Origin of the sequence: Geomonas oryzae (assembly GCF_004117875.1) — a bacterium.
GTDB classification, from domain to species: Bacteria; Desulfobacterota; Desulfuromonadia; order Geobacterales; family Geobacteraceae; genus Geomonas; species Geomonas oryzae.
Genome location: NZ_RAHW01000003.1, coordinates 135,734 through 161,472, shown reverse-complemented (window position 1 = coordinate 161,472; position 25,739 = coordinate 135,734). Strand labels below are relative to the sequence as shown.

The 25,739-nt window shown below is 62.2% G+C and carries 20 protein-coding genes and 1 riboswitch; of the genes, 12 read left to right on the top strand and 8 right to left on the bottom strand.

The features are described 5' to 3' along the window. Positions 1-293 precede the first annotated feature (293 nt). Both moaA and D6Z24_RS08870 read left to right on the top strand, forming a co-directional pair. Positions 294-1,274, top strand: coding sequence for a GTP 3',8-cyclase MoaA (gene moaA / locus D6Z24_RS08875; RefSeq protein ID WP_129126233.1), 981 nt, complete (start codon positions 294-296; stop codon positions 1,272-1,274). 15 nt (positions 1,275-1,289) lie between these two features. Beyond that, entirely contained in the window at positions 1,290-1,724 is a 435-nt protein-coding gene (locus D6Z24_RS08870) for an MOSC domain-containing protein (protein WP_129126232.1), read from the top strand. 147 nt (positions 1,725-1,871) lie between these two features. Here the strand turns inward: D6Z24_RS08870 and D6Z24_RS08865 are convergent, their stop codons facing one another. Both D6Z24_RS08865 and D6Z24_RS08860 read right to left on the bottom strand, forming a co-directional pair. After that, positions 1,872-3,860, bottom strand: coding sequence for a cache domain-containing protein (locus D6Z24_RS08865; protein ID WP_129126231.1), 1,989 nt, complete (start codon positions 3,858-3,860; stop codon positions 1,872-1,874). After that, positions 3,857-5,224, bottom strand: coding sequence for a sigma-54-dependent transcriptional regulator (locus D6Z24_RS08860; protein WP_129126230.1), 1,368 nt, complete (start codon positions 5,222-5,224; stop codon positions 3,857-3,859). Before D6Z24_RS08860 ends, D6Z24_RS08865 begins: the two co-directional genes overlap by 4 nt. Positions 5,225-5,492: 268 nt before the next feature. On the opposite strand from D6Z24_RS08860, the gene fdnG reads away from it, so the two are divergent. The 6 genes from fdnG to D6Z24_RS08830 all read left to right on the top strand — a co-directional run bounded on the left by fdnG (position 5,493) and on the right by D6Z24_RS08830 (position 12,951). Then, positions 5,493-8,522: a formate dehydrogenase-N subunit alpha gene (fdnG, locus tag D6Z24_RS08855; RefSeq protein WP_129126229.1), complete on the top strand. Its 3,030-nt coding sequence runs from the start codon at positions 5,493-5,495 to the stop codon at positions 8,520-8,522. Further along, positions 8,519-9,358 (top strand): 4Fe-4S dicluster domain-containing protein, encoded by an 840-nt coding sequence (locus tag D6Z24_RS08850; RefSeq protein ID WP_129126228.1) that lies wholly within the window; start codon positions 8,519-8,521, stop codon positions 9,356-9,358. Before fdnG ends, D6Z24_RS08850 begins: the two co-directional genes overlap by 4 nt. Then, the gene (nrfD, locus tag D6Z24_RS08845) at positions 9,359-10,561 is read left to right on the top strand and encodes an NrfD/PsrC family molybdoenzyme membrane anchor subunit (protein ID WP_129126227.1); all 1,203 of its coding nucleotides are present in this window, start codon (positions 9,359-9,361) and stop codon (positions 10,559-10,561) included. A gap of 135 nt (positions 10,562-10,696) precedes the next feature. Beyond that, the gene (gene fdhD / locus D6Z24_RS08840) at positions 10,697-12,097 is read left to right on the top strand and encodes a formate dehydrogenase accessory sulfurtransferase FdhD (RefSeq protein ID WP_129126226.1); all 1,401 of its coding nucleotides are present in this window, start codon (positions 10,697-10,699) and stop codon (positions 12,095-12,097) included. Positions 12,098-12,138: 41 nt separating this feature from the next. Then, the gene (gene tatA, locus D6Z24_RS08835; RefSeq protein ID WP_129126225.1) at positions 12,139-12,312 is read left to right on the top strand and encodes a twin-arginine translocase TatA/TatE family subunit; all 174 of its coding nucleotides are present in this window, start codon (positions 12,139-12,141) and stop codon (positions 12,310-12,312) included. 171 nt (positions 12,313-12,483) lie between these two features. Then, positions 12,484-12,951, top strand: a complete 468-nt coding sequence (locus D6Z24_RS08830; protein ID WP_129126224.1) for a bacteriohemerythrin — start codon at positions 12,484-12,486, stop codon at positions 12,949-12,951. A 90-nt stretch (positions 12,952-13,041) separates the two neighbouring features. Here the strand turns inward: D6Z24_RS08830 and D6Z24_RS08825 are convergent, their stop codons facing one another. Beyond that, entirely contained in the window at positions 13,042-13,797 is a 756-nt protein-coding gene (locus D6Z24_RS08825; RefSeq protein WP_129126223.1) for an SDR family oxidoreductase, read from the bottom strand. Positions 13,798-14,057: 260 nt separating this feature from the next. Between D6Z24_RS08825 and D6Z24_RS08820 the strand changes: the two genes are divergently transcribed. The 4 genes from D6Z24_RS08820 to pdhA are packed head-to-tail and all read left to right on the top strand — an operon-like array spanning position 14,058 to position 18,213. After that, complete coding sequence (locus D6Z24_RS08820; protein ID WP_129126222.1) at positions 14,058-14,912, top strand: AtaL-like protein; 855 nt, start codon at positions 14,058-14,060, stop codon at positions 14,910-14,912. A 3-nt stretch (positions 14,913-14,915) separates the two neighbouring features. Then, positions 14,916-15,272, top strand: coding sequence for a DUF488 domain-containing protein (locus D6Z24_RS08815; RefSeq protein WP_129126221.1), 357 nt, complete (start codon positions 14,916-14,918; stop codon positions 15,270-15,272). Between the two features lie 33 nt (positions 15,273-15,305). Continuing rightward, the gene (locus D6Z24_RS08810) at positions 15,306-17,252 is read left to right on the top strand and encodes an aconitate hydratase (protein WP_129126220.1); all 1,947 of its coding nucleotides are present in this window, start codon (positions 15,306-15,308) and stop codon (positions 17,250-17,252) included. Continuing rightward, a complete protein-coding gene (gene pdhA / locus D6Z24_RS08805) occupies positions 17,236-18,213 on the top strand; it encodes a pyruvate dehydrogenase (acetyl-transferring) E1 component subunit alpha (protein WP_129126219.1) in 978 nt (325 codons plus the stop codon). Before D6Z24_RS08810 ends, pdhA begins: the two co-directional genes overlap by 17 nt. 102 nt (positions 18,214-18,315) lie before the next feature. Here the strand turns inward: pdhA and D6Z24_RS08800 are convergent, their stop codons facing one another. From D6Z24_RS08800 to secF, 5 genes are all read right to left on the bottom strand, one after another. Then, complete coding sequence (locus D6Z24_RS08800; RefSeq protein ID WP_162605100.1) at positions 18,316-19,095, bottom strand: rhodanese-like domain-containing protein; 780 nt, start codon at positions 19,093-19,095, stop codon at positions 18,316-18,318. A 14-nt stretch (positions 19,096-19,109) separates the two neighbouring features. After that, entirely contained in the window at positions 19,110-21,185 is a 2,076-nt protein-coding gene (locus tag D6Z24_RS08795) for a methyl-accepting chemotaxis protein (RefSeq protein WP_129126217.1), read from the bottom strand. Positions 21,186-21,371: 186 nt separating this feature from the next. Further along, positions 21,372-21,962, bottom strand: a complete 591-nt coding sequence (locus D6Z24_RS08790; protein ID WP_129126216.1) for a rhodanese-like domain-containing protein — start codon at positions 21,960-21,962, stop codon at positions 21,372-21,374. Between the two features lie 124 nt (positions 21,963-22,086). Beyond that, positions 22,087-22,169, bottom strand: a riboswitch (cyclic di-GMP riboswitch). Positions 22,170-22,551: 382 nt separating this feature from the next. Next, positions 22,552-24,309, bottom strand: a complete 1,758-nt coding sequence (locus tag D6Z24_RS08785; protein ID WP_129126215.1) for a cation:proton antiporter — start codon at positions 24,307-24,309, stop codon at positions 22,552-22,554. Positions 24,310-24,322: 13 nt separating this feature from the next. Next, positions 24,323-25,264, bottom strand: a complete 942-nt coding sequence (secF, locus tag D6Z24_RS08780) for a protein translocase subunit SecF (RefSeq protein WP_129126214.1) — start codon at positions 25,262-25,264, stop codon at positions 24,323-24,325. Positions 25,265-25,739: the final 475 nt, after the last annotated feature.

The following is a 25,739-nucleotide window of genomic DNA, read 5'->3' as shown; positions in this document are numbered from 1 at the left end:
ATTTTGCCTTAAGCGTCCGTCAGCGTGGTGCCGCGGGCTGCACGGCGCAGGGCGGTAAGTGCCCATCCACGTGCGCTTTTCCGCACCACGCTCAAGGCGCAGGCATGGCCGTATACTTTTTCAAGGCCCGCTTGCGGGTGGGGGGGATCCCTCATTAAATGGGTTGATTTCCATTCGACAAACAGAGTATGGTTTTGAACGTGTCCCCGCATTTGCACGGCGCGGTCCCGGTAACGGACCATGGCAGCCGTGTCCGGGACGTCGCGCAAACAGTTAAAGCATCAAGGGAAAATATGTCGCTCATCGATACCTACGGCAGGCGCATCAACTATCTGCGTCTTTCTGTGACGGACCGCTGCAACCTGCGCTGCAGCTACTGCATGCCCGAAGAGGGGGTGGAGAAGCTAGGCCACTGCGATGTGCTCTCCTACGAGGATCTGCTACGCGTGTCGGCCGAAGCCGTCGCCGCCGGGATCGAGAAGATCCGGGTGACCGGCGGCGAGCCGCTGGTACGGAAGGGGATCCTCGACTTCCTCGCGAGCCTCGCTGCACTTCCCGGGCTCAAGGAACTCGTGCTTACGACGAACGGCCTCCTTTTGAAGGAGATGGCGCAGGGGCTGAAGGACGCCGGGGTGCAGCGCCTGAACATCAGCCTCGACTCGCTAAAACCCGAGACCTTCGCGGCGATCACCCGCGGCGGCGACCTGCAGCGCGTGCTGGACGGGATCGAGGAGGCGGAGCGGGTCGGCTTCCCGCCGCACAAGATCAACGTGGTGGTGATGCGCGGGGTGAACGACGACGAGATCCTGGACTTCGCCGAGCTGACCCTGAAGCGCCCCTACGCGGTCCGTTTCATCGAATACATGCCCACCTGCGGTGACGCCGATTGGCGCGACCTTACCGTACCAGGCGCGGAGATCCGGGAGCGGATCGCGCAGAGGTACACCATCGAGGAGGGGGGGAGCACCGAACGCTCCGGCCCCGCGAGGAACTTCCGGATCAAGGGGGCGCCCGGTTCCCTGGGGATCATCACCGCCATGACCGGACATTTCTGCGAGGGGTGCAACCGGCTGCGCGTCACGGCCGCCGGGGTTGCCAAGGGATGCCTTTTCTCCGGCACCGGCGTGGACTTGAAGCCGGTACTTGCCACGGGTGATCCCGAGCTCTTGCGACAGGAGATCCAGCGCATCGTCGCGGCGAAGCCTGGGCGCCACGAGGTGACCGACGAGGGTGTCGAAACGAAACCATTTGCCATGTCCCGTGTCGGGGGCTAGCCACAAGGAGATAACATGATCGGAAAGGTCGTCGCGGTTAACATCAGCACCAACAAAGGGGAGAGAAAGACACCGGTACCCGAGGTGACGCTGCGCGAGGAGCACGGCATCGTGGGGGACGGTCACGCCGGCGACTGGCACCGCCAGATCAGCCTTCTGGCCCAGGAGAGCATCGCCAAGATGCAGGCGCTCGGGCTGGACGTGAAAGAGGGGGATTTCGCCGAGAACATCACCACCGAAGGGGTGGACCTTGTCAGCCTCCCGATCGGCGCGAAGATCGAGCTCGGGGAGACGCTCCTCGAGGTGACCCAGATCGGCAAGGAATGTCACACCCGCTGCGCCATCTACTACCAGGCCGGCGACTGCGTCATGCCCAAGGAGGGGATCTTCGCCAGGGTGCTGAAGGGTGGCGTGGTCAGACCGGGGGACCGGGTAACTACCGGCTGCTAAGGACCGGGGCGGCTGCTGAGGACTGGCGTGCTTGCTTCTTGTGGACCACATGGACCCGGTGGACTTGATACTGATTGAAAAAAAAAGGGCCGGGGCGCATTTTGCGCCGACGGCCCTTCTTTGCTTTAACCCGCGGGGGGCTTGCGGTTAGCGCTCGCGGGGCAGCAGCACGGTGAAACTGCTCCCCTGACCGGGGATGCTCTCCACGTCGATGCAGCCGCCATGCTCCCTGATGATGCCGTAACTCACGGAGAGCCCCAGACCGGTACCGTTCGACTTGGTGGTGTAAAAGGGGTTGAATACCTGCCTCAGATTCTCCAGCTCGATGCCGACTCCGGTGTCGGATATCTTCACCTCGTAATGATCCCCACTTCCGACCGGCGCACTCCTGATGCCTAGCACGCCTCCCTGCGGCATGGCCTGGACCGCGTTCAAAATCAGGTTGGTGAAAACCTGCCGCAACTGGTCGCCATCGCCTTCCACGACGGCCATATCCTCCGCGTAAAGCTCGATCACTTCTATCTTCGCCAGGGAAACCTGGTGCCCGATCTGCCCGACGATCTCGTGCAGGAGCTCGTTCAAGCGCACGCTGTGATGCTCCATCTGCTCGCGCCTAGCGAACTTCAACAGGTTCGACACGATACGCTCGACCCTCTTCACCTGCTGGAAGATGGTGTCCACCTCCTCGCGGTTCGGAGCCCCCTCGTCGATGGTGAGCTGCAAAAGTTCCGTGTTGCCGCGGATGATCGCCATCGGGTTGTTGATCTCGTGGGCGACCCCCGCGGCCAGCTCGCCGATCGCAGCCAGCTTCTCTACGCGTAGAAGCTCCTCACGCGTCTGCACTAGGAGACGGTTCTTCTCCTCCAGTTCCGCCGTTCTTTGCTGGACCTTCTCTTCGAGGTTCCGGTTCAGCTCGATGATGTTGCTCTCGCGCTCGGCAAGGGAGTGGCTCATGTCGTTGAAGCGCTCGGCCAGGTCGCCGATCTCGTCCCGGGAATCGATGCTGCTCTTCACGTCCCGCTCGCCGGCGGCCACGCGCCGGGTCAGGAGCTCGAGCTCCTTGATCGGCTGGGCGAGCTTCTTTCCAAGAAAACCGGACATGGAGACGCCGGTCAGTCCGCTCAAAAGGAGGACGAAGCTCAAAAGGACCGCCATGTCGGTCTTCACCGCGGAATAGTGGCTCTCGAGCATGCCGACGTAGAGGGCGCCGATCGGGACCCCCTGCAGCGACAGGATCGGTTCGTAGGCGGTCAGGTACCAGTCGCTGACGACGAAGGCCCGCCCGACCCACTTGGCCCCCTTCAGGAGAACGCGCTCGTAAACCGGGGCGGAGAGCTTGGTCCCGGTGGCGCGGCGGCCGTCCGAGTTGGGGACGTTGGTGGCGATCCTCACCCCACCCTGGAAGATGGTGGCGTTCCCCACGTCCCTGCCGTTTGATTTCGCCCCTTCGTAAACCACCGCCTTGATCTTGTCGACGAGCTTTCGGTTGTTGTTCAGCATCACCCCGCCGTAGAGCGCGCCGAGGACGTTGCCTGCCTGGTCTCGCACCGGGGCGGCGGTGAAGAGGAACATGGCGCCGTTCAGGGGGGCCGGAGGGGCGGGGTCGGCCTTCGTCCCGGTCACCTGGACGTGCGCCTGCCGCACGAGCGCCTCCCCCTCGAGCACGAGCTCGGAGGTCGGGATGATGGTGGTGCCGCTTACGAGCTCCCCCTTGAGGGCGCGCGCCACGAACTGGTTGCGCAGCTTGTCGTCGCCGAACTGGCGCGGGTTGTTGGCGCGGAAGATGACCTTGCCCGAGGCGTCCACGGCGGCGAGGATGTCGAGGTGCTCGCTCCTGCGGACCGGCGCAAGGGTCGCCTCGAGGGCGCGCAGGTCGCCCGCGGCGATCGTCTCACCGGTGCGGCCGAAGGAGGCGGAGAGCTTCACCGCGTCGTAGAGGCGTGTCAGCTCGTTCAGGTAGGCCTCGCGTGCGACGGAGAGGTCGTAGCGGACCTTCTCCTGCGCCTGGGCCGCCACCTTGGCGCTCAGGATGAAGACGCCGGCCATCCAGCAGATGAGGATGGCGATCGCCAGCGGGATCAGCGTGGCGACGGTGAGCTTGGTCTTGATGGGGAAGCGGAGCCTGGGGAAATTCATGAGGGTATGGCGATGCCGTATTCCGCGATCTTGCGGTCCAGCGTCTTTCTGGAAATGCCGAGGATCTCGGCGGATCTGCTCTTGTGGTAGCCGGTGCCGGCGAGGGTCCGCTCGATGTGCGCCTTCTCCATGTTCTCAAGCGAGACGAGCTGCGGCTGGAGCTGCGTCTCCGCCTTTTGCGGCGTCTTGCGCCAGATGGGAAGCTCCTTCGGGGTTACCAGATGAGTCCTCGCGAGAATCACGGCGCGCTCCATCACGTTCTCGAGCTCGCGGATGTTGCCGGGCCAGTCGTAGCCGCAAAGCAGCATGAGCGCCTCGGGGGTCACCCCGGTGACCTCTTTCTTCATCTTCACGCTGTACTTCTTCAAAAAGTGTTCGGCCAAGGGCTCGATGTCGTCCTTTCTCTCGCGCAGCGGGGGGAGGGGGATGTTGATCACGTTCAGCCGGTAGTAAAGGTCCTCACGGAAGCGGCCGACGCGCACCTCCTCCTCGAGGTCCTTGTTGGTGGCGGCCACGAACCGGATGTCGGCGCTTTTCGCCCGGGTCGCCCCCACCGGGATGAAGTCGCGCTCCTGGATCACGCGCAAAAGCTTCGCCTGGATCGGGAGGCTCATGTCGCCGATCTCGTCCATGAAGAGGGTGCCGCCGTCGGCCTCCTCCAAAAGCCCCTTCTGGTGCGTGATGGCGCCGGTAAAGGCCCCGCGCACGTGTCCGAAGAGCTGGCTCTCCAAAAGGGTCTCGGTAAGCGCCGCGCAGTTGATGGACAGAAACCGGCGCTCGCGCCGTGGGCTGTTGTAGTGGATGGCCCCGGCGATGAGCTCCTTGCCGGTCCCGGACTCGCCCAGCACGAGGATGTTCGCCTCGCTCGCCGCCACCTGCAGGGTGAGGTCGTAGGTCTCCTGGAAGACGGCGCTTCTGAAGATGATGGCGTCCTGCAGGATCGGTTTGCCGAGCTCGGTCTTGAGCGCCCGGTTTTCCTGCAAGAGCTGTTCTTTCTCCAGGGCGTTTTTCAAAACGCTCAGGATCTTTTCCTTCGGGAAGGGCTTGGTGACGTAGTCGTAGGCGCCGAGCTTGATCGCCTCGACCGCGGCGTCGATGGTGCCGAAGGCGGTCATGATGATCACCGGCAGCGACGGCCTCAGTTTCTTCACCTCCTGCAGCACGGTGATGCCGTCCATGTCGGGCATCCTCACGTCCTGCAGGATGAGGTCGGCGTCGGAAGGGTCCCCCTCACGCAGCCGGCGCAAAAGCTGCGCACCGCCGTTGAAGGTCTCAACGAGGTACCCCTGGGTCTGCAAAAGCTTCTTCAGGTAGATGAGGATACCTTCCTCGTCGTCGCAGATGAGAATTCTTTCCTGTGTCATTTTGGGGCGTGCCTCGATCTTTTCCGCGCCGTTGCTCGACTCTTGCCTTGGACAAAATGTCACACATTTTGACAAAACGACGCAATTGTTAATTAAAGTTAATCTGCTGAAGATTCCCGAGCGGCGCGGACAACATTATCATTTCGGAGGTTTACGGTACACAACTATTTTTCTGGTGAACGTAAACACGCTGGCATGGCAATTGCCGTATACGCGGAGTTATAAAACGGTGGCACGACGTTTATCATGGAAAAAGGAGAGATTCAACATGGCAGTTTCACGACGGGAGTTTCTGCAGGGGGGGGCGGCCGCGGCAGCGCTGATCCTCTCCGGCAAAAAAGCAGAAGCGGGCGGCGCAGACGGCACGCAACTGCGCACCAAGGGGCTGAAAAGCTCGACCACCATCTGTCCTTTCTGCGCGGTAGGTTGCGGGCTTGTGGTGCATACCAAGAACGGCAAGATCGTGAACATCGAGGGGGACACGCAGCACCCGATCAACCAGGGTGCCCTCTGCTCGAAGGGTAGCGCGCTGTTCCAGGTGGCGAACAACGAGCGTCGTCTGCAGAAGGTGATGTACCGTGCACCCGGCAGCGACAAGTTCGAAGAGAAGTCGTGGGACTGGGCCCTGGACCGCATCGCGCAGAAGATGAAGGAGGCGCGCGACAAGTCTTTCAAGGCCAAGGAGATCAACAAGAAGGACAACAAGGAATACGTGGTCAACCGCACCGAGGGGATGGCCTTCCTGGGCGGCGCCGGTCTCGACAACGAGGAGTGCTACCTCTGGAGCAAGTTCGCACGCTCCATGGGGGTCGCGAACCTCGAACACCAGGCCCGAATATGACACTCCGCTACAGTCGCCGGTCTGGCGGCTTCGTTTGGACGTGGGGCAATGACCAACCACTGGATCGACCTGAGAAACGCTGACGCGATCCTCGCCATCGGCTGCAACCCGGCCGAAAACCACCCGATTTCCATGAAATGGATCGAGGCGGCCATGGATCAGGGCGGGAAGCTCATCGCCGTCGATCCCCGCTTCACCCGGACCGCCTCCAAGGCGGACCACTACGCGCAGATCCGTCCCGGCACCGACATCGCCTTTTTGGGCGGCATGATCAACTTCGCGCTGCAGAACAACATGATTCACGAGGAGTACGTTCGCGAGTACACCAACGCCTCCTTCATCGTGAACGAGAAGTACGACTTCAACGAAGGGATCTTCTGCTCCTTCGACGACCAGGAGAAGACCTACGACCCGAAGGCCTGGGCCTACGCGGTCGACGGCGCGGGCAACCCCAAGCGCGACAAGTCCTTGAAGGACCCGCGCTGCGTGTACCAGCTCCTTAAGAAGCACTACTCCCGTTACACCGTGGACATGGTCTGCAACATCACCGGCACCAAGAAGGATGACTACATCGCCGTCGCCAAGGCCTTCTGCTCCACCGGGCGCGCCGACAAGGCGGGGACCATCCTCTACGCGATGGGCATCACCCAGTCCACCCACGGCACCCAGAACGTCCGCGCCACCGCGATGCTGCAGATGCTGCTCGGTAACATCGGCGTAGCCGGCGGCGGCGTCAACGCGCTGCGCGGCGAGTCCAACGTCCAGGGTTCCTCCGACTACGGTCTGCTCTTCCACCTGCTGCCGGGCTACCTGAAGTCCCCGGAGTTCGACAACGTCGACCTGAAGGCCTACCTCGAGAAGTGGACCCCCAAGACCAAGGATGCGAAGAGCGCCAACTGGTGGGGCAACACCCCGAAGTACACCGTGAGCCTCCTGAAGGCCTGGTACGGCGACAACGCCACCAAGGAAAACGGCTTCTGCTACGACTACCTCCCGAAGAGAAGCGGCAACTACTCCTTCACCAAGCTGATGGAGAAGATGGGCAAGGGCGAGCTGCAGGGTCTGGTCTGCATGGGGCAGAACCCGGCCGTGGGCGGCCCGGACTCCCTTAAGACCCGCGAGGCGCTCGGCAAGCTCGACTGGCTCGTCACCGTCGACCTCTGGGAGACCGAGACCTCCATTTTCTGGAAGCGCCCGGGCGTGAACCCCAAGGACATCAAGACCGAGGTCTTCATGCTGCCGGCGGCTTCCTCCGTGGAAAAGGAAGGTTCCATCTCCAACTCCGGCCGCTGGGCCCAGTGGCGCTACAAGGCCGCCGAGCCGTGCGGGGACGCGAAGAGCGACCTCTGGATCATCGATCAGTTCCACAAGCGCGTGAAGAAGGCGTACGAGAAGGGGGGAGCCTTCCCCGAGCCGATCACCAAGCTCTCCTGGAACTACGGCCACGGCGAGGAGCCGGAAGTGCACATCGTAGCCAAGGAGATCAACGGCTACTTCACCAAGGACATGACCATCGTCGACAAGGACAAGACCCTCGAGTTCAAGGCGGGCGACCAGGTCCCGATGTTCAAGTACCTCCAGGACGACGGCTCCACCGTCTCCGGCTGCTGGATCTACTGCGGCTCCTACACCAAGGACGGCAACCAGATGGCGCGCCGCGACCTCGCCGATCCGACCGGCCTCGGCATGTACCCGAAGTGGTCCTGGTGCTGGCCGGTGAACCGCCGCATCATCTACAACCGCGCCTCGGTCAACCCGGACGGCGTGCCGTTCAACCCGAAGCGCGTCGTCATCGCCTGGGATGCCCTTGAGAAGAAGTGGAAAGGCGACGTGCCCGACGGTCCGTGGCCGCCGATGAACGACGCCAAGGAAGGGAAGTACCCCTTCATCATGGTCCCTGAAGGTCATGGTCGTCTCTACGCCCTGGACATGAAGGACGGCCCGTTCCCGGAGCACTACGAGCCGATCGAGAGCCCGGCGAAGAACCTCCTTTCCAAGACCCAGACGAACCCGGCGGTGAAGGTTCCGGCCAACGTTTCCAGCGACGCCGCGAAGTTCCCGTACGTCGGCACCACCTACAGGATGACCGAGCACTGGCAGGCGGGTGCGATGACCCGTTCGCTGCCGTGGCTCGTCGAACTGGTCCCGACCATGTTCGTCGAGATCTCCCAGACGCTTGCACGCGCAAAAGGGATCTCCAACGGCGACATGGTGAAGGTCACCAGCGAGCGCGGTTCCATCGAGGCGAAGGCCCTGGTCACTTCCAGGCTGAAGCCGTTCAACGTGCAGGGGAAAGAGATAGAGCAGGTGGGTCTCCCCTGGCACTTCGGTTATGCAGGTATGGCTACCGGCGACTCCGGCAACGTCCTTACGCCGTCGGTCGGTTGCGCGAACACGAGCATCCCCGAATTCAAGGCATTCCTCTGCAACATCGAGAAAGGGGGTAAACGCGCATGAGCAGCGAAAACAAGGACTTCAACAAAACCAAGGCATTTTTGATCGACATGACCAAGTGCACCGGCTGCCGCGGCTGCCAGGTCGCCTGCAAGCAGTGGAACCAGCTGGGCGCCGAGAAGACCGAGTTCTTCACCGGCGAGGGTTACCAGAACCCGCCGCTCATGTCGGAGTACACCTTCACCCGCATCAAGTTCCGCGACTACGAGAAGAACGGGCAGAACGAGTTCGCCTTCTACAAAGAGATGTGCATGCACTGCAACGAGCCGGCCTGCGCATCGGTCTGCCCTGTAGGCGCCTTCAAGAAGACCAAGGAAGGCCCGGTCACCTATGACGCGGACCGCTGCATCGGCTGCCGCTTCTGCATGGTCGCCTGCCCGTTCGGGGTGCCCAAGTACGAGTGGAGCAAGGCGCTGCCGCTGGTGAGAAAGTGCACCGGCTGCTACTCCAGGGTGAAGGAAGGGCTGAAGCCGGCCTGCGCCACCACCTGCGTCTCGGCCATCACCTACGGCAACCGCGAGGACATGATCAAGGAAGCCAACAAGCGCATCGCCGCCCGTCCGGAGAAGTACCTGAAGAAGCTCTACGGCTCCGAAGAGGCCGGCGGCACCTCCGTCATCTACCTGACCGCGCTCCCGTTCGACGAGCTCGGTTTCAAACCGGTCACCAAGCGTCCGCTCCCGTCCTACACCTGGCAGGCGCTGCGCCTCGTGCCGGGCATCTTCCTGACCGTAGGCTCCTCGCTCTCCCTGCTTTCCTGGTTCAACCACAGGAAGGAGAGGATCGCCAAGGAAGAGGAAATGAGAAAATCCGGCGCCACGCCGAAGGAGGAGAGCTAGATGACCGCTGCAAAGATAATCGCTAACGAGATCAAGGGCTACCACCGCTTCGTGCAGTTCCTGATCGTCCTGGTGGCGCTGGGCGCGCTCGCCTCCCTGGCCCGCTTCGTCTTCGGCCTGGGCGTCACCACCAACCTGAACGACACCTTCCCCTGGGGTCTCTGGATCTCCTTCGACGTCGTCACCGCGGTACCTCTCGCGGCGGGCGCCTTCACCCTCGGGGCCATCGTGCACTGCTTCCACATCAAGAAGCTCGAGCCGCTCGTGCGTCCGGCCATCGTGACCGGCTTTCTGGGCTACTCGCTCGTCTGTGTTGGGCTTCTGCTCGACCTGGGCCAGCCGCAGCGCTGCTGGCACACCATGGTGTACTGGAACCCGCACTCCCCGATGTTCGAGGTTTCCATGTGCATCGCCGCCTACACCACGGTGCTCTTCCTCGAGTTCCTCTCTCCGGTGTGCGAGAAGTTCGGCTACCACGTGCCGCTGCGTCTTTTGCGCACCATTGAGATGCCGCTGGTCATCGCCGCGGCTTCCATCTCCACCCTGCACCAGTCGTCGCTCGGCACGTTCTTCCTGATCGCCGTCGACAAGCTGCACAGCCTCTGGTACAACCCGCTCCTGCCGCTTCTGTTCTGGCTCTCCGCGATGTGCGCCGGCATCTCCATCATCATCGTGGAAGCCACCATGAGCCACAAGTACATGGGGCAGCCGGACGAGGGCGAGCTCCTGGAGACCCTGGCCAAGATCCTTCCCTGGGTCATCACCGTGTACCTCAGCGTGAAGATCTTCTCCCTGGTCGCCCTGACCCAGGGGCCGCTCTTCAACCGCCCTGGCCTGCTGGTGCTCTTTGCGGTCGAGGTGCTCTGCGGCGTCATCCTCCCGCTCGTCATGTTGATGAGCCGCAACGTACGCGAGAGCAGCCGCCTGCGCGCTACCGCCGCATGGCTCGTGATCGCGGGCGTCATCCTTAACCGCTTCAACGTCTCCATGTTCGGCATGGAGGCTCCGGGAACCTTCTACTACCCCTCTTTCCTGGAGTCCGTGGTCACCATCGGCATCATCGCGGCGCACATCCTGTTCTTCGTGCTGATCGCCAAGTACTTCCCGATCTTCGAGCACCATCCGGAAACGGTTGATTACTCCATCCCGGACCACTTCCGCAAAAACGAGAAGGGGCACGCACACGGTGCCGCCAAGGCCTAAGCAGTAAAACGCAGTGCCGGCCCTTCAGGCCGGGTAACAAAGAAGTACGAGGAAACCCTCCAAGGTCCCTCTCCCGCGCGAGCGGGGGAGGGACGGGTGGGGCAAAGGCAAAACAAGCTTTCAAGGAGTCCGCAGGTGGCAACCATTTACAGTTTCAAGAAGGGCGTAGTGGAGCAGGTGGATGGCGGGGTGGTGCACGAATACCCCCTGCAGCTGGTGGTGAACGGGCGCGAGATGGCGACCCTGATCGCTTCACCGCACGACCTGCGCTTCCTGGTCGCGGGCTTTTTGCGCCTGCAGGGGTTCGTCTCCAGCGTGGACGACTTTCTCGCCCTCGCCATCTGCCAGGACTTCGGCGCCGCCAGCGTCACCATCCGCGGCGAACTCCCCGAGCGCCTGAAACCGGTGCTCACCTCCGGCTGCGGCACCGGCATCACCTTCAACATGCCCAAGCCCGAAAAGAAAAGCGGGCCGTCCCGGGTGCACGCGCCCGAGACCATCTTTGCCCTGATGCAGCAGCTCGCATCGAAGAGCGAAGGCTACAAAAACCACGGCGGCATGCACTCCGCAGGCGTCGGGAGCGACACGCTCCTTCTGCACGCGGAAGACATCGGCCGCCACAATACCATCGACAGAATCGCCGGGGAGGCCCTCCTGAAGGGGATCTCCCTGGCTGGAACCATACTGGTGACCTCGGGGCGCGTCTCCACCGAACTGGTCGCCAAGGCCTCGCTTTTAGGCATCGACGTGATCGCCTCGCGCACCTCGCCGACCGACATGGCGGTGAAAATGGCCGAAGAGGCGGGCATCACCCTGGTAGGCTACGTCCGCGCCGACAGCTTCAAGGTCTACACCCATCCGGAAGCACTCAGCATGGGGGACGAAGCGAAAATCGCCGGGGTTACCGGCGTGATTTTGGCCGGCGGCGCTTCGAGCCGCATGGGGAGCAACAAGGCCCTCCTGCCGCACAAGGGGGGGCGCTTCATCGAGAGCATCTACCGGGAGCTTTCCGAGCTCTTCACCGAGGTGATCCTGGTGACGAACACCCCGGAGCAGTACCAATTCCTCCCGTGCCGCAAGGTGCCCGACCTCTACGTCGGGATGGGAGCCCTGGCCGGGATCCACGCCGGGCTTGCCCAGGCGAACAACCCGAGCGTCTTCACCGTGGCCTGCGACATGCCGCACCTCGATCCGGCGCTCATAAGGCACATCGTGAGCCACCGCGGGGACTGCGATCTGGTCCTTCCCATGAGCGAACACGGCTTCGAGCCGCTGCACGCGCTCTACAACAAGAGCGCCCTGCCCGCCATGGAGTCCTGCCTCGAGGAGGGGAAGCGGCGCATCGTATCGATACTGCCTAAGCTCAAGGTGAACGAAGTCCCGGCAAGCGAGGTGGCGCGCTTCGATCCACGCTTCGACTCCTTCAGCAACATCAACACGCCGCAGGAGTACTACGAACTCAGAAACAACGACAAGGCCAGGAGCGAAGGTGCGATCCAGGCCGCCAACGAAACAGCTCATAAAGCCCAGGCCTAAGCCCAGGCCGCCCTCAAAGGGGCGTTCAAAGGAGAAGGTAAATGTTTGGATTCGGTATGCCGGAAATGATCATCGTACTCGTAATAGCACTCGTGGTAGTAGGCCCCGCCAAGCTCCCGCAGCTTGGGCAGGCGCTTGGGAGCAGCATCAAGAACTTCAAGAAGGCCTCGGCCGGCGAAGACGTTGTGCAGCTGAACGAGGAGAAAAAGGCTTAAAAGCCCTGCAATGCCATTCGTGCCCCTGCAGCGCCCCGGGATCCAGCCGGGGCGCTTTTTTTTTAACGAAAGTTCTCAAGCCAACGGGGTACGATGCCGATGGGTACGATAACCGGAAAAAAACCGGGGAAGGCCGGCAGCAGCGGCCCGGCAGGTAAAGGAGAGTACTTGATGTTGACGCAGTGGCGTGACGACATGGCAACAGGGAGCGAGGCGATAGACAGGCAGCACCAGGAGCTGCTGCGCCGTGTCGATGATCTGCTGAAGGGGGCCAAGAGCAGGAAGGGGGCCGAGGAGATCGGCAGACTCATGTGGTTTTTGAAGAAATACGTAAGGTGGCATTTCCGCGACGAGGAGAAGTTGCAGCTCGAATCCGGTTTTCCCGGGTACCAGGCCCACAAGCACCAGCACGAGATCTTCTTCCGGGAGGTGCTCCGACTGGAGAGCCTGCATACCGAGCAGGGTGACAACACCCTCATGATCGTGGCGGTGATCACCGCCATGTGCGAGTGGCTTCGTTCGCACTTCAACAAGCTGGACAAGGAGTTCATCGACTTCCTGAAGGCGACCGGGCAGGATCAGGGTGGCGGCGGAAGTGACGACAACGGTAACGGCAACGGCGACGGCGAGCTGCGCTGAGCCGGGCAGGGCGCTGACGAGAAAAGCTGAAGGGGAGCTTCCGGTTTGACGGGCTCCCCTTTTTTATTTACCACCGCTTGTTTCTCCGCCTCAGGAGCGGTCCACCGCCAGGGGGCCCCAGGCCTGGTGCACAGACATCACCTCGACGGCGTTCACGTTGACCCTTGCCGGGACAGAAGCGACCCAGGCGACGATGTCCGCGATATCCTCGGCCTGCAGCGCCTCGGTGCCGGTGTAGACGCGCCCCGCCTTCTCGTCATCCCCCTTGAAGCGCACCCTGGAGAATTCGGTCTCGGCCATGCCGGGCTCGATGTTGGTCACCCTGACTGCGGTGCCGAGCAGGTCCGCGCGCAGGTTGCGGGAGAACTGCTGCACGAATGCCTTGGTCGCGCCGTACACGTTGCCGCCGGGGTAGGGCCAACTGCCGGCCACCGAACCTATGTTGACGACGTGCCCGCGGTTTCGCGCCACCATCCCGGGGAGCATGGCGCGGGTGCAGTACATCACCCCCTTCACGTTGGTGTCCACCATGGTGTCCCAGTCCTCAAGCGACGCCTCTTGGGCGGGCTCGAGGCCGAGGGCGAGCCCCGCGTTGTTAACCAGGAGGTCCACCTCGGCGAACTCGGGCGGCAGCGAGGCGAAGGAAGCGGCCACCGCCTCCGCGTCCCTTACGTCCAGGGCGAGCGTGTGCACGGGTGTCAGCGCCGAGAGTTCCCGCTGCAGAGCGGCGAGCCTTTCGGCCCTGCGGGCCGTCAGCACCAGTTGCCATCCCTTTTCCGCCAGCGTGCGCGCGCAGGCGGCGCCAAAGCCCGAGGATGCCCCGGTTATCAGTGCGGTCTTCTTCATGCTGAAAATCCTCCCGATCCAGATTCGCCTGCCAAGGCGGCCATCTTAGTCCACAACGCCCGTCAAGACAAGCGCTACCTGGGCCTTCCCCGTTGCTTCGGGCATCGGGAAGGCTGCCCCCCGCCGCTGCGCATTTTCCCATGAAAATGCCGGCGAGGCCATTGCCCGGTTTCCACAATCGGGTAAAGTTGTCGAGTTGTGTCTTCGGAGCGGGGCATTTATCTAATGAACCGTTGGGCAAGCGAGCGGAGGTGCACGCCATGCGCAAGATATCTTTTAGCTGCGAGGTTCACGCTGCGCTGGACACGGTATGGACGCTACTCGTCGACAAGGTGGAGCAGCCGCACTCCTACCTGCCGGGGGTGACCCATGCGCGCGTCCTGCAGCATTACGGCAACGGGCTTTTACGCGAGATCAGGGCGGAAGGGGTGGTGATCAAGGAAAAGGTGGTGCTCGACAAGCCGCGCGGTGAGGTGCAGTACTTCCTCATCGAGCACCCCCTTTTCAGCGGACGCGTCATCAACCGGGTCGTTCCGTCGTCGGTGCAGAGTCCGGTGGCCCCCCTGGTCCTGACCATCGAGGTGGACTGGGTTCCCAAGGATGATGAGGCGGAGCGGATGATCCGCAGGGATCTGCCGGAACAGATACAAAGAGAGGTGATGGCCTTGAAAGAGACAGCCGAAACACTGGAAAAGCAGGAAGCGATGCCCCTTGCCACCCCGTACGCCTTCGGGGCCACCGTGATGCTTCCCTTCGCCGAAGCGCTGCCGAGGGTGCACCAGGAGCTGCAGAAGGAGGGGGTTGGCGTCCTCTTCGAGATCGACGTCAGGCAAAAGTTCAAGGAGAAGCTGGACAAGGAGTTCCGCAACTACCACATCCTGGGCGCCTGCAACCCGGGGCTCGCCTACCAGGCCTTCGGCGTGGAACTTGACATCGGGACCCTGCTTCCCTGCAACGTCGCGGTCTACTCGGCGAGCGAGACCCGCACCGTCGTGATGATGATGGACCCGGTGGCGGGGCTCGCCCTGGTCGGCAACCCGCAGCTGACCGAGCTTTCCCACACGGTGCAGGACAGCCTGAAACGGGTGCTTTCCGCCCTGCAGCAGCCGGTGTAAGCCATGATCGCGCTGAAAAGGGTGTACGAAGAACCTGATCCGGGTGACGGCCTGCGCATCTTGGTCGACCGGCTCTGGCCGCGCGGTATCAAAAAGGACGCGGCGCACCTGGACCGGTGGGTGAAGGACCTGGCCCCGAGCGACGACTTGAGGCGCTGGTTCGCCCACGACCCGGAGAAGTGGAACGAGTTTAAGCGCCGCTTCCGCGAGGAGCTCGCCGACAAGGGGGCGCTGCTGCACGAACTCGCCCGGCAGGGAGAAACGGGGAGGGTGACCCTGCTCTACGCGGCGAAGGACGAGGAGCACAACAACGCCGTGGTCCTGAAGGAGCTTTTGGAGCAAGAGGGGCACGGCGGGTAGGGCGCGGCCGCGGTCGCGCGAAGGAGGTTTGATATGGGCGACAGTCTGTCCATCAAGATACTGAAGGAACACCTCGTGGAAGGCGAACTGGTGCCAGGGAGGGAGATCGCGATCAGGATCGACCAGACCCTTTTGCAGGACGCGACCGGCACCATGGCGATGCTCGAATTCCTCGCCACCGGAATCCCCCGGGTGAAGGTGGGGCTCGCCGCACAGTACGTGGACCACAACCTGCTGCAGACCGACAACAAGAACGCCGACGACCACGCCTTTCTTGCGAGCGTCGCGGCAAGGTTCGGCGTCCACCTCTCAAAGCCGGGTAACGGCGTGTCGCACCAGGTGCACCTCGAGCGTTTCGGGGTTCCCGGAACCACGCTTCTGGGCGCCGACTCCCACACGCCGACCGCGGCGGGGATGGGGCAGCTCGCCATCGGCGCGGGGGGGCTCGACGTGGCCCTCGCCATGGCGGGGTACCCGTTCCATCTCACCTGCCCGAAGATCTTCGGGGTGAAGCTCGTAAACCAGCTGCAGCCCTGGGTGTCGGGAAAGGACGTCATCCTCGAGATGCTAAGGCGCCACAGCGTGAAGGGAGGGGTGGGGAAGATCATCGAGTACTACGGCCCAGGGGTGGCGACCCTCTCCGCTACCGACCGGGCGACCATCGGGAACATGGGGGCGGAACTGGGCGCCACCAGTACCGTCTTCCAAAGCGACGAAAACACACGTCTCTTCCTGGAGGCGCAGGGACGCGGCGAGCTCTGGCGCGAACTCATGCCCGACCCGGACGCCGACTACGACGAGCATGACGAGATCGACCTCGCCCGGGTGGTCCCGCTGATCGCCTGCCCCTCGTCGCCCGACAACGTCGTCCCGGTCTCCGAGATCGAAGGGCTCAAGGTGGACCAGGTCATCGTCGGAAGCTCGGTCAACTCTTCTTTCCGCGACCTCATGACGGTCTGCCGCATCCTGGACGGGCGCAGGATCGCCCAGGGGCTCTCCTTCCACATCAACCCGGGAAGCCGTCAGGTGCTGGAGAACGTGGTCGCCCAGGGGGGCTTCATGATGCTCCTCCTGGCCGGAGGGCAGGTGCACCAGCCCGGTTGCTTGGGCTGCATCGGCATGGGGCAGGCGCCGGGGACGAACCAGGTGTCGCTCAGGACCTTCCCGCGCAACTTCCCGGGGAGAAGCGGCACCAAGGAGGACCGCGTCTACCTCTGCTCGCCGGAGACCGCGGCGGCCGCAGGCGTTTTCGGCGTGGTCACCGATCCGCGCAAGCTGGAGGAACTGCTCCCCTGGCCCGACGTGAAGAACCCGGAGCGCTACCTGGTGGACGATTCAGGGATCGAGACCCCGCCCGAGGACGGCAGCGGCGTCGAGATCGTGACCGGCCCGAACATCGTCCCGTTCCCAGAATTCGAGGCGCTGCCGGACAGCCTCGAGGTCGAGGTGATCATCAAGGTGGGGGACAACGTCTCCACCGACACCATTATGCCGGCGGGAAACAAGGTGCTCCCGTTCAGAAGCAACATCCCGGCGATCAGCAAGTTCGTCTTCGAGCAGGCCGACCCCGAGTTTTCCCTGCGGGCGACGGAAAAAGGGGACGGCGCCGTGGTCGGCGGGGAGAACTACGGACAGGGTTCGTCGCGTGAGCACGCGGCGCTCGCCCCGCGCTACCTGGGCATCCGGGTCAAACTCGCGAAGAGCTTCGCGAGGATACACCGCTCCAACCTGATCAACTTCGGCATCCTCCCCCTCGTCTTTCGCGACCCGGCGGACTACGACCGGATCGGCCAGGGGGACCGCATCTCCATTCCCAGGATTCGGGAACTGGTGCAGGGCGGGGCGAGCGAGATCCCGGTCTTCGTGAACGGGCAAGAAGTGGTGACCCTGCTGCAGGCCTCGGAGCGCGAGCGCCGCGAACTGCTGGCAGGGGGGCTCTTGAACGCGGTGAAGGAGGAGAGTCATGGCGGAAAAGCTTAGCGATCTGCTCCCGGCTGAGGAGCTGGTTGGATTTTACGAACAGATGGTGCTCTGCCGCGAGTTCGAGGAGAGTTGCGCCGAGCAGTACTCGAAGGGGCACATCACGGGGTTCCTGCACCTGTACACAGGGCAGGAGGCGGTCGCCGTCGGGTGCACGGCGGGGCTTAAAAAGACGGACTACATGCTCTCGGCGTACCGCGACCACGCCCAGGCCATCGTCCGCGGCGCCGATCCGAAGAAGGTGATGGCCGAGCTCTTCGGCAAGGCGACCGGACTTTGCCGCGGGAAGGGTGGCTCCATGCACCTTTTCCAGCCCGACATCAACTTCATGGGGGGGTACGCCATCGTCGGAGGCCAGTTCCCCATCGCCACCGGTCTCGCCTGGGCGAGCCAGCTCCTAGGCGAGGACCGCGTCACCGCCTGCTTCTTCGGAGACGGCTCGATGAACCAGGGGACCTTCCACGAGTCGCTCAACTGGGCGCGCCTTTGGGACCTCCCCGTCCTGTTCGTGTGCGAGAACAACTTCTACGGCATCGGCACCGAGGTGCACCGCGCCTCCGCCCAGGCGGCGCTGCACCGGCGCACCTGCGGTTACGACATCCCGAGCGAGAAGGTGGACGGCATGGACGTGATCGCCATGTACCAGGCGACGAAAAGGGCGGCCGAGTGGGTGCGCGAGCGGCAGCGCCCCTACTTCATCGAGGCGGTCACCTACCGCTTCCGCGGCCACTCCATGTCCGACCCGGCCAAGTACCGGAGCGTCCAGGAGACCGACGTATGGAAAAGCCGCGACCCGATCCCGAACCTGTCGCGCAGGCTTTTGGAAGAGGGGCTTGCGACCCGGGAACAGCTCGAGGAAATCGACAGGCGCTGCCTCGCCCTGGTCGAGGAGAGCGTGCGCTTCGCCGAGGAGTCCCCCTGGCCCGAGGACTCGGAGGTCTGGGAGGATATCTTCGTCTGAGGATGCGACGGGTGAGGTGACAACCGGCATGACAAAGCCCCATCAGGGATCCTGATGGGGCTTTTTTTACGTCAAGCTCGCTGCCATCTCTTGCGGCGGCCGCTAATTCCGGGCACTCAGCACGCCGTTTTCCAGGAAGTAGTAGTTCTTGATGCCGTACTTTTCCAGGTAGTACTGGATCCATTCCACCTGCTTGCCGACTGCGTCCGTTATCAACAGGGTCTTGCCTTTGAATTCGCTGCCGGCAAGAAGTTGCACCAGGCGGTCGGAGGGGATGTTCCTTAAGCGGGGCAGTTTCGGGATCTCCTTGCGCTGGAAGGGCTCCCTGATGTCGATGCAGACCGCATCGGCCGCTTGTACCTTTTGGGAGAACTCGGCGTACTTGATCTTGTGGCTTTTCAGTCTGTCGCTCGGAATCAGCCTCGACTTTTGCGCCGGAGTTTCCCCCATGAGGGTGGTCTTTTCCGCGTTGGCGAGGACCCAGTCGTGGATGCCTGCGTCATAGACCATGATGTTCTCTATCCCCAGGCCTCTCGCCTGTTCCGCCGCTTCGTACGACTTTTCACAGGCGTGGCCGTTGCAGTAAAAAACAAGGGGGGCTGTCTCGTGTCTCCCCCTCAGTTCCTTGACTTCCCTGTCGAAAGTCTTTTGTGCCACCGGGACATTCACCGCCTTGGTGATGTGGATGACGTCGAACTCGAGCTTGGAGCGGACGTCGACGATGACCGCACGGGCATATTCCTTTTTCAGCTCCGCCGTGCTGATGTACTTCAGCTTCGCGTACTTGGCCCGCAGGGGATAACCCTCGGCGGCGAAGGACGTTCCGGCGGCCAGCATGAAGCAGATGAGACCCATCAAGATGACAAGAACTTTTTTCTTCATTCGCTTCTCCTTTTTCATGCCGTTTCCAACTGCGCGACCGACGGGGTGCTCGTCGCTTCATGCAGGCACCCCTCTCCCATCTCGCATGCTCCGGCACTGGTTGTTGTTACCGTGAAGCCCGCCATCTCCTGTCGTAGTGCATCCATGTCTTCCAGCATGGCGGCGACAACGGGAATGAGCATCTTTACCTCGCCAACCGTTGAGCTTCCCATATGCATGACGTCATCAAGGGCGTCGAGCACCCGTTGGTTGAGTTCCTGCTGGTTCGACGAGGCGCGAGCGATGTCGTAATTTTTCTGGTTTGCCAGCTCGATGTTGGCCGATATGAACCTGGTGCTCTTTACCTGCTCCTCGGTCCCCCGCTTGGTCACCACCATGGCGTCCTTGATCGGATTGAGCGCCTGCAGCAGGAAGGCCGTCCCCTTTTCCTGTTCGCTGGTGGCCCGGTTCACCTGGTCTATCTTCTGCCGGACCTGCTCCGTCGATTGAACCACATGCTTTAGCCCCTCGGTCTGCTCGATCGATGCACGCTCGATACCCTTGGCGAGGTCGGTCGCCTGGCGGGAGGTTTCGAGGATTTCCATCAGGACGCCGGCCGTTTTCCCGACCACCGTCTCCCCATCCCTGACCACGTCGACGCTGTCGTGCGTCTCCTTGACCACCTGCTCGATCTCGTTTTGAATGACCTTGACGATGGTATCGATCTCCTGGGTGGAGAGCGCCGCCTTGTCGGAGAGAAGCCGCATTTCCTCCGCGACCACGGCGAAGCTCTTGCCGTTTTCGCCGGCCTGGGCCGCGATTATCTGGGCGTTCAGGCTGAGAAGCCGGGATTGCGCGGTGACCTCTTCCATGACGCCGAGGATCTTGCCGATGTCCCGCGACCTGCCCCCGAGATTCTCGATGGCCCTCATGAGCGAATCGATGAAGACGCCGATCCGTTTCATACCGTCCGTCACCTCCGCTATGGCAACGATCCCCTTTTCGGAAATGATGGTCGTGGTCTCGGTGCTTATCCTGGCGGACTCGTTTATCAGCGACTCCGCGTGCTTGACGGACCGGTACACTTCTTCGGCCGACGAGGAGGTGGCAGAGATGAAAGAGGCGACGTCATCGGCCAGATGCGTGATCCCCTTGGCCGACTGGGCAAGTTCCGTCAGGGCGGAGTAGGAGTCCTGCAGGTTCTTGTTGAGATCGTCGGTGATCCCCGCGATTTCCTCGGAATTACCCTGCATTTGCAGCAGCGAAGAGAGATTCTCGTTGGAAAGCGAAAGCAGGTCGTCGGTGTTGGTAGCGATCAGCAACTGTGAATCGGCGACGTCTCTCACGGCGCAGGAGACCTCCCCCGTTGAGGCGTTCTGGTCGTCAATGACCTGCCTGACCCGGTCGAACGCGGCGTTTAGCTGCCGGACCGCCTTGGTCACCCGGTCCGAATTGGCGTTTATCCTTTCCACGGTCCCGCACAGCTGCTGGGCCAGGAACTTCACGCCGGTTGCTATGGTCCCGATTTCGTCGTCGCGAAAGACCGGGACTTGGACGGTTAAGTCCCCGCCGGTTATCCCTGAGATCGCCTGATTGAGCCGCTCCACTGGCAGCTTGACATACAGGCGGAACAACCAGATCAGGACCGACGCCATGACAAGGAGCATGCCGAGCTGGTAGAACGGGATGAGAATCCGGCTCATCCTCATGCTGTCGTCGATGGTCTTGGCGGTGTACACGACTGTAACGGTGCCGACAGGCTCACCGTCCGCCGTGATCGGCTCGCTCAACGTGAAGTGTTCGCGATTCCCCCGGTCCACCATCCCTTCCTTGACGGTGTTTCCGTTCCTGTCCACGACCTTCATCGCGGAGATATCCGCGTCCTTCAACGATTCAGTGATAAACGCGGCGACGAGGGGCGTGTTGTAGTTGACCACCGGCTCGGCGAGAATCCCCGCGTTTTGCTTGACGCCCCGTCTCATCCTGGCATGGAGAGCCTCCATGAAGTCGTTGCGCGTCGAGGAAATAAAGAGGTATGCCCCCACGCCCTGGCCGACCGCGAGCACCAGCAGCAAGATGGTGACGACTTTGATACTGATTGATTTCTGCATGTTGACTTTCACTGCTACCACTCCGTTTAACTGAGCAACAGATGCATTACATCGCCGGCGCGCTGCGGCGGGACTTTCGCACGCTACTTGCCGGAGGGTAGGCGTGCAAAAAAAGCCCCCTCGCTAAAGGGGGCTGCATATCGGTTGCCATGGTCGCCATGCTGCCATGACCCGCCAGTAAAAGCGTTACTGGCACTTCTGCACAGGGTAGCCCGCGCCGTTCACGATCTGCGAATATTTAGGGGACCACAGCTTCGCTTTGGTCGAGGCGCGCCATCCCATCATGCCGAAACGCAGGGTCCACACGTCGTAACCGAGCACGCCGAGTACGGCGGTACTGATGCTGGCAGTATGGCCGGTGTTGCAGATGAGAAGAATCGGTTTGTCGGTCGGAAGCTTGGCGAGGTTCTCCGCCTTCGCCAGATCGTTCATCGGGATGTTGATGGCGCCGGGAACGGTGTCGGCGCAGTACTCGTTGCTGGGCCGGACGTCGACCAAAAAGAAATCACCCAGTTCGTCTGCCTGGTTCGGGTCATCGATGCCGTCCATGAGGGTCTCGGCATATATGGTCCTGGAACCTCCGGGTGCGGTGCTCAGGAAGAGGTCCGCGTACTTGGCCAGCGTGGCGAACTGGCCCGGAGGGATCACCTCAGCCCCTTTTTTCGGAGCCGCCTGGCTCACCCACTCGCCAAGCCCTTCATCCTCGCCGAATGCAGGGGCAACACAGGTCAAAAGACCACAGATCAACAGGGAAACGAGACGGCAACTTGATTTCATAAGCTCTCCTTCTGGAGGTATTTTTCCGTTGTCGCAGCGACAACGGGCACAACCGGGAACAAAAAAACGCCCACTTGGTAAAAAGGGGGCGTTTTTTGGACGCAAGGGTCCAAGGAAACACCACTTCGACAAGCCCCTCTTTCCAAGTACTGTACTGGACAGGTGGCTTTGTGCGGCCAAGTTACCCTGGCGTTACCCTTTCGGTGGTATATCGAATATATGGCGACATAACTATAATAAATTATTCACGAATGCAAGTATAAACTTAAAAAACGACCTTAAACTTCAAGGTCGTTGATAGTTGATACAAGATAAGTATCTGTTTGAAAGTGACAATATATAGTGTCGATAAAAATGAATAAGTGGTGATGTGCTTTTTTACTTTATAAGTTAAAAAATCAAACTTGATAAGGCGGGCTTATACCTGTATGTGTCGAGAAATTTATAGTCGTAACAGTAAAAGTAATAATGGCGTGTCGGTGAACTATTGGTCTTGCTGTTCGACCTTCAGCCCGGACCCGCGGACATGGAGCGTGCGCTTCGCCGAGGAGTCCCCCTGGCCCGAGGACTCGGAGGTCTGGGAGGATATCTACGTGTGAGTGAGCATCGGACCGGCGGGGCGGCCGGCTACGGCCAGTTCGCCCCTGACCCGGTCCCGCTCCCGTTCGATCTGTTCGTCCGTTGCCCCGAGAGCGCGCATCATGTGCTCGGTCATGTTGAGGGCGACTTCTCCTTCGCCCGAGAACACCGCGTCGGCCCCGGCACGGTAGAGTCCCGGGACATCCCTCAAGTAGGTGGCGCGCGCGAGGATGCGCACCTCCGGGTTCAGCTCCCTTGCCAGCTTTATCACGTCCTCCTCCCCCTGCATCCCTGCCGAGGTCAAAACGAGCGCCACGGCGGAGGCCACCCCGGCGGCCTCGAGGGTGTCCCTGAGCGTCACGTCGCCGTAGAGGGCGGCGGTCCCCTCCTTTTGCAGCCGGCGAACGGTCTGCAGGTTCATCTCCACCACGAACGGCTCGATGCCGTTTTCCGCGAGCAGCCGGGCGAGGGTCTTTCCCGTCGGGCCGTAGCCGACGACGACGGCGCGGCCGGCGCCGTGCACCTCGTCGGGCGCCTCGACGCCGTCCCGCCCGGGTCGCGCGCGCTCTTCAAGGTAACGCCAAAACCGGGTCGTCTTCGCCCGGCGCTCGAACCCAGGGATCATGCGGTACAAAAGCGGGTTCAGGCTGATCGATATGATCGCGGCGGCCACTATGGTGCTGGCGCCGCTCTCACCTAGCACTTTCAGGTCCCTGCCCACCGATGCGAGGATGAAGGAGAACTCCCCGATCTGCGCGAGCGCCACGGCAACGGCCAGGGCGACCCGCGGGGGGTAGCGCAGGGCGAGCACGATCACCAGGGCGGCGAGCGGCTTGCCGATGATGATGATGCCGAGTGTTGCGAGGACGAGACCCGGGTGCTGCACCAGGTGGGAGGGATCGAAGAGCATCCCGACCGAGACGAAGAAGAGCACCGCGAAAGCGTCCCGCATCGGGAGCGCCTCTGAGGCCGCCCGGAAGCTGAAATCCGACTGCTTCACCACCATCCCCGCCAAAAAGGCGCCGAGCGCCATGGATACCCCGAAGAAGCGGGCGGAGGCGACGGCGATACCTAGGGCCAGCACCAGGACGGCGAGCGTGAAGAGCTCCCGTGAATGTGTCGCGGCCACATGCTCCAGGATGCGCGGGATCAGTTTCCCCCCCACGAGGAAGGTGACCGCGACCAAGAGGGCGATCTTCAAAATGGCGAAGGCGACCGCCGAGGCGAGGCCCGTCCCGGCGGTTCCCTGCGTGCCGAAAAGGACCGGGAGGATGACCAGCAGGAACACGGTCAGGATGTCCTCCACCACGAGCCAGCCGACCGCGATGTGGCCTGCCTGGGTGTGCAGCTCGTTGTTGTCCACCAGCACGCGCAGAAGGACCACGGTACTTGCAACGGAGACCGCGAAGCCGAAGACGATCGCCGCCGGCCAGCTCCAGCCAAGCCCGAGCGCCACCAGGGCGCTCAGCATGGTGGCCACCGCACTCTGCCCCAGCGCCCCCGGTATGGCGGCCCGCCGCACCTCGAGCAGTTCCTTGAAGTGGAACTGCAGCCCGACGCCGAACATCAGCAGGATGACGCCGATCTCGGCGAACTGCTCCGCCATGTGCCGGTCCGCCACGAAGCCGGGGGTGCGCGGACCGACCGCGATGCCGGCCAGCAGGAAGCCGACGATCGAGGAAAGGCCGATGCGGTGCGCCAGGTAGCCGAAGACGAGGGCGGCCAGAAAGCCGCCGGTCACCGTCGTGATCAGGTTAAGCTCGTGCATAAGTCTCCTCCCGTTACGGCTCGTACCCGGGTACTGCCACGTCCCGTTTCGTCCGGCGCGCGTCCTGCCTCTTCTCCAGTTCCAGCACGATGGGACTCGCTATGAAGATGGAGGAATAGGTGGCCACGACCACCCCCGATACCAGGGCCAGGGCGAAGTCGTTTATCGCGGCGCCGCCGAAGATGTAGAGCGAGACTGCGGCCAGAAACGTCGTGAGTGAGGTGATCACCGTCCTTGGCAGTACCTCGTTGATGCTTCTGTTGAAGAGGACATCCTTCTCTTCGGGTCCGAACTTGCCGAGGCTCTCCCTGATCCGGTCGAAGATGACCACCGTGTCGGTCAAAGAATAACCTGCAATGGTCAAAACGGCAGTGACGAAGAGCAGGTTTATCTCTTTGCCGAGCAGGTAGAAGAGAGCGATCATGAAGAGGACGTCGTGCAAGGTGGCGGCTATCGCACCTATGCCGAAATTGAAATCGAAGCGCCACGCTATGTAGAGCACTATGCCGACCATGGAGAGCGCCACTGCCTTCAGGGTATCCTTTTTGAGCTTGTCCCCTATGGACGGCCCCACCTCGTTGGAGCTTTCCACGGTGAGGGCATTGTCGGGAAATTCCTGCTGCAGTCGTTCCGTAACCGTGTCGGCCACGTTCAGCGAGGCCGTTGCCGACCTGCCTACCTTGATCATCAGCTGGTTCGCACCGGTTATCTCCTGCAGGTGCACTTCCTTATCGAGCTTCTCCGAGAGGATCTGCTGCACCCGCTCGAGAGGGACCGGCCGTGCGAAACTCACCTGCACCGAGGTTCCGCCGGAGAAGTCGATCCCCATGTTGGCCTTGTTCCTTGCGATCTGCAGCGACCCGATGAGGCCGATGATGGCAATCAACGCCGAGATGGCGAAGCTTATTTTCCGTTTTCCGATGAAGTCTATGCTGGTGTTCTTGATCAGTTCCATATGCGCTCCTTGAGCCGGTCGAAAACCGGCCCCGTCTTTTGGTGGATGAACGGTCCGCCCCGGGGCGCAGGCGCAGGTTGCACGAATCCCGCAAGACCCTCTTTGCAACGCAGAAGGTGACGACGCTTTTCGGGTGTCTTCCGGTGCTGCGGGCACACCAAGGCCGCAGCCGCAGGCTTCACGACGAAGGTTGCCGGCCGCTTTTCCGGTAAACGTGAAAAAGGCGAGGGGGCAGGTTGCGGGGAACCTGTGCAGGCCGTACCCGGTTCGGGCGGACTCTGTCTGGAGATGTGACGCTGGAGGCTAGGCCGGAGGTGCTCTTGCCGAAACGGCAGAGGTGTCCGCAGGAGAAAGGAGGTTCCGTACGGGCGTAGGGTGAGCGGGAAGGGACGAGAGAAGCCTGATCGCCGGTGGTGTCGGGGCGAGAGCAGGGGCTGCCGACGTTTTGGCCGCCTTTACCTGTGCACCTTTGCCG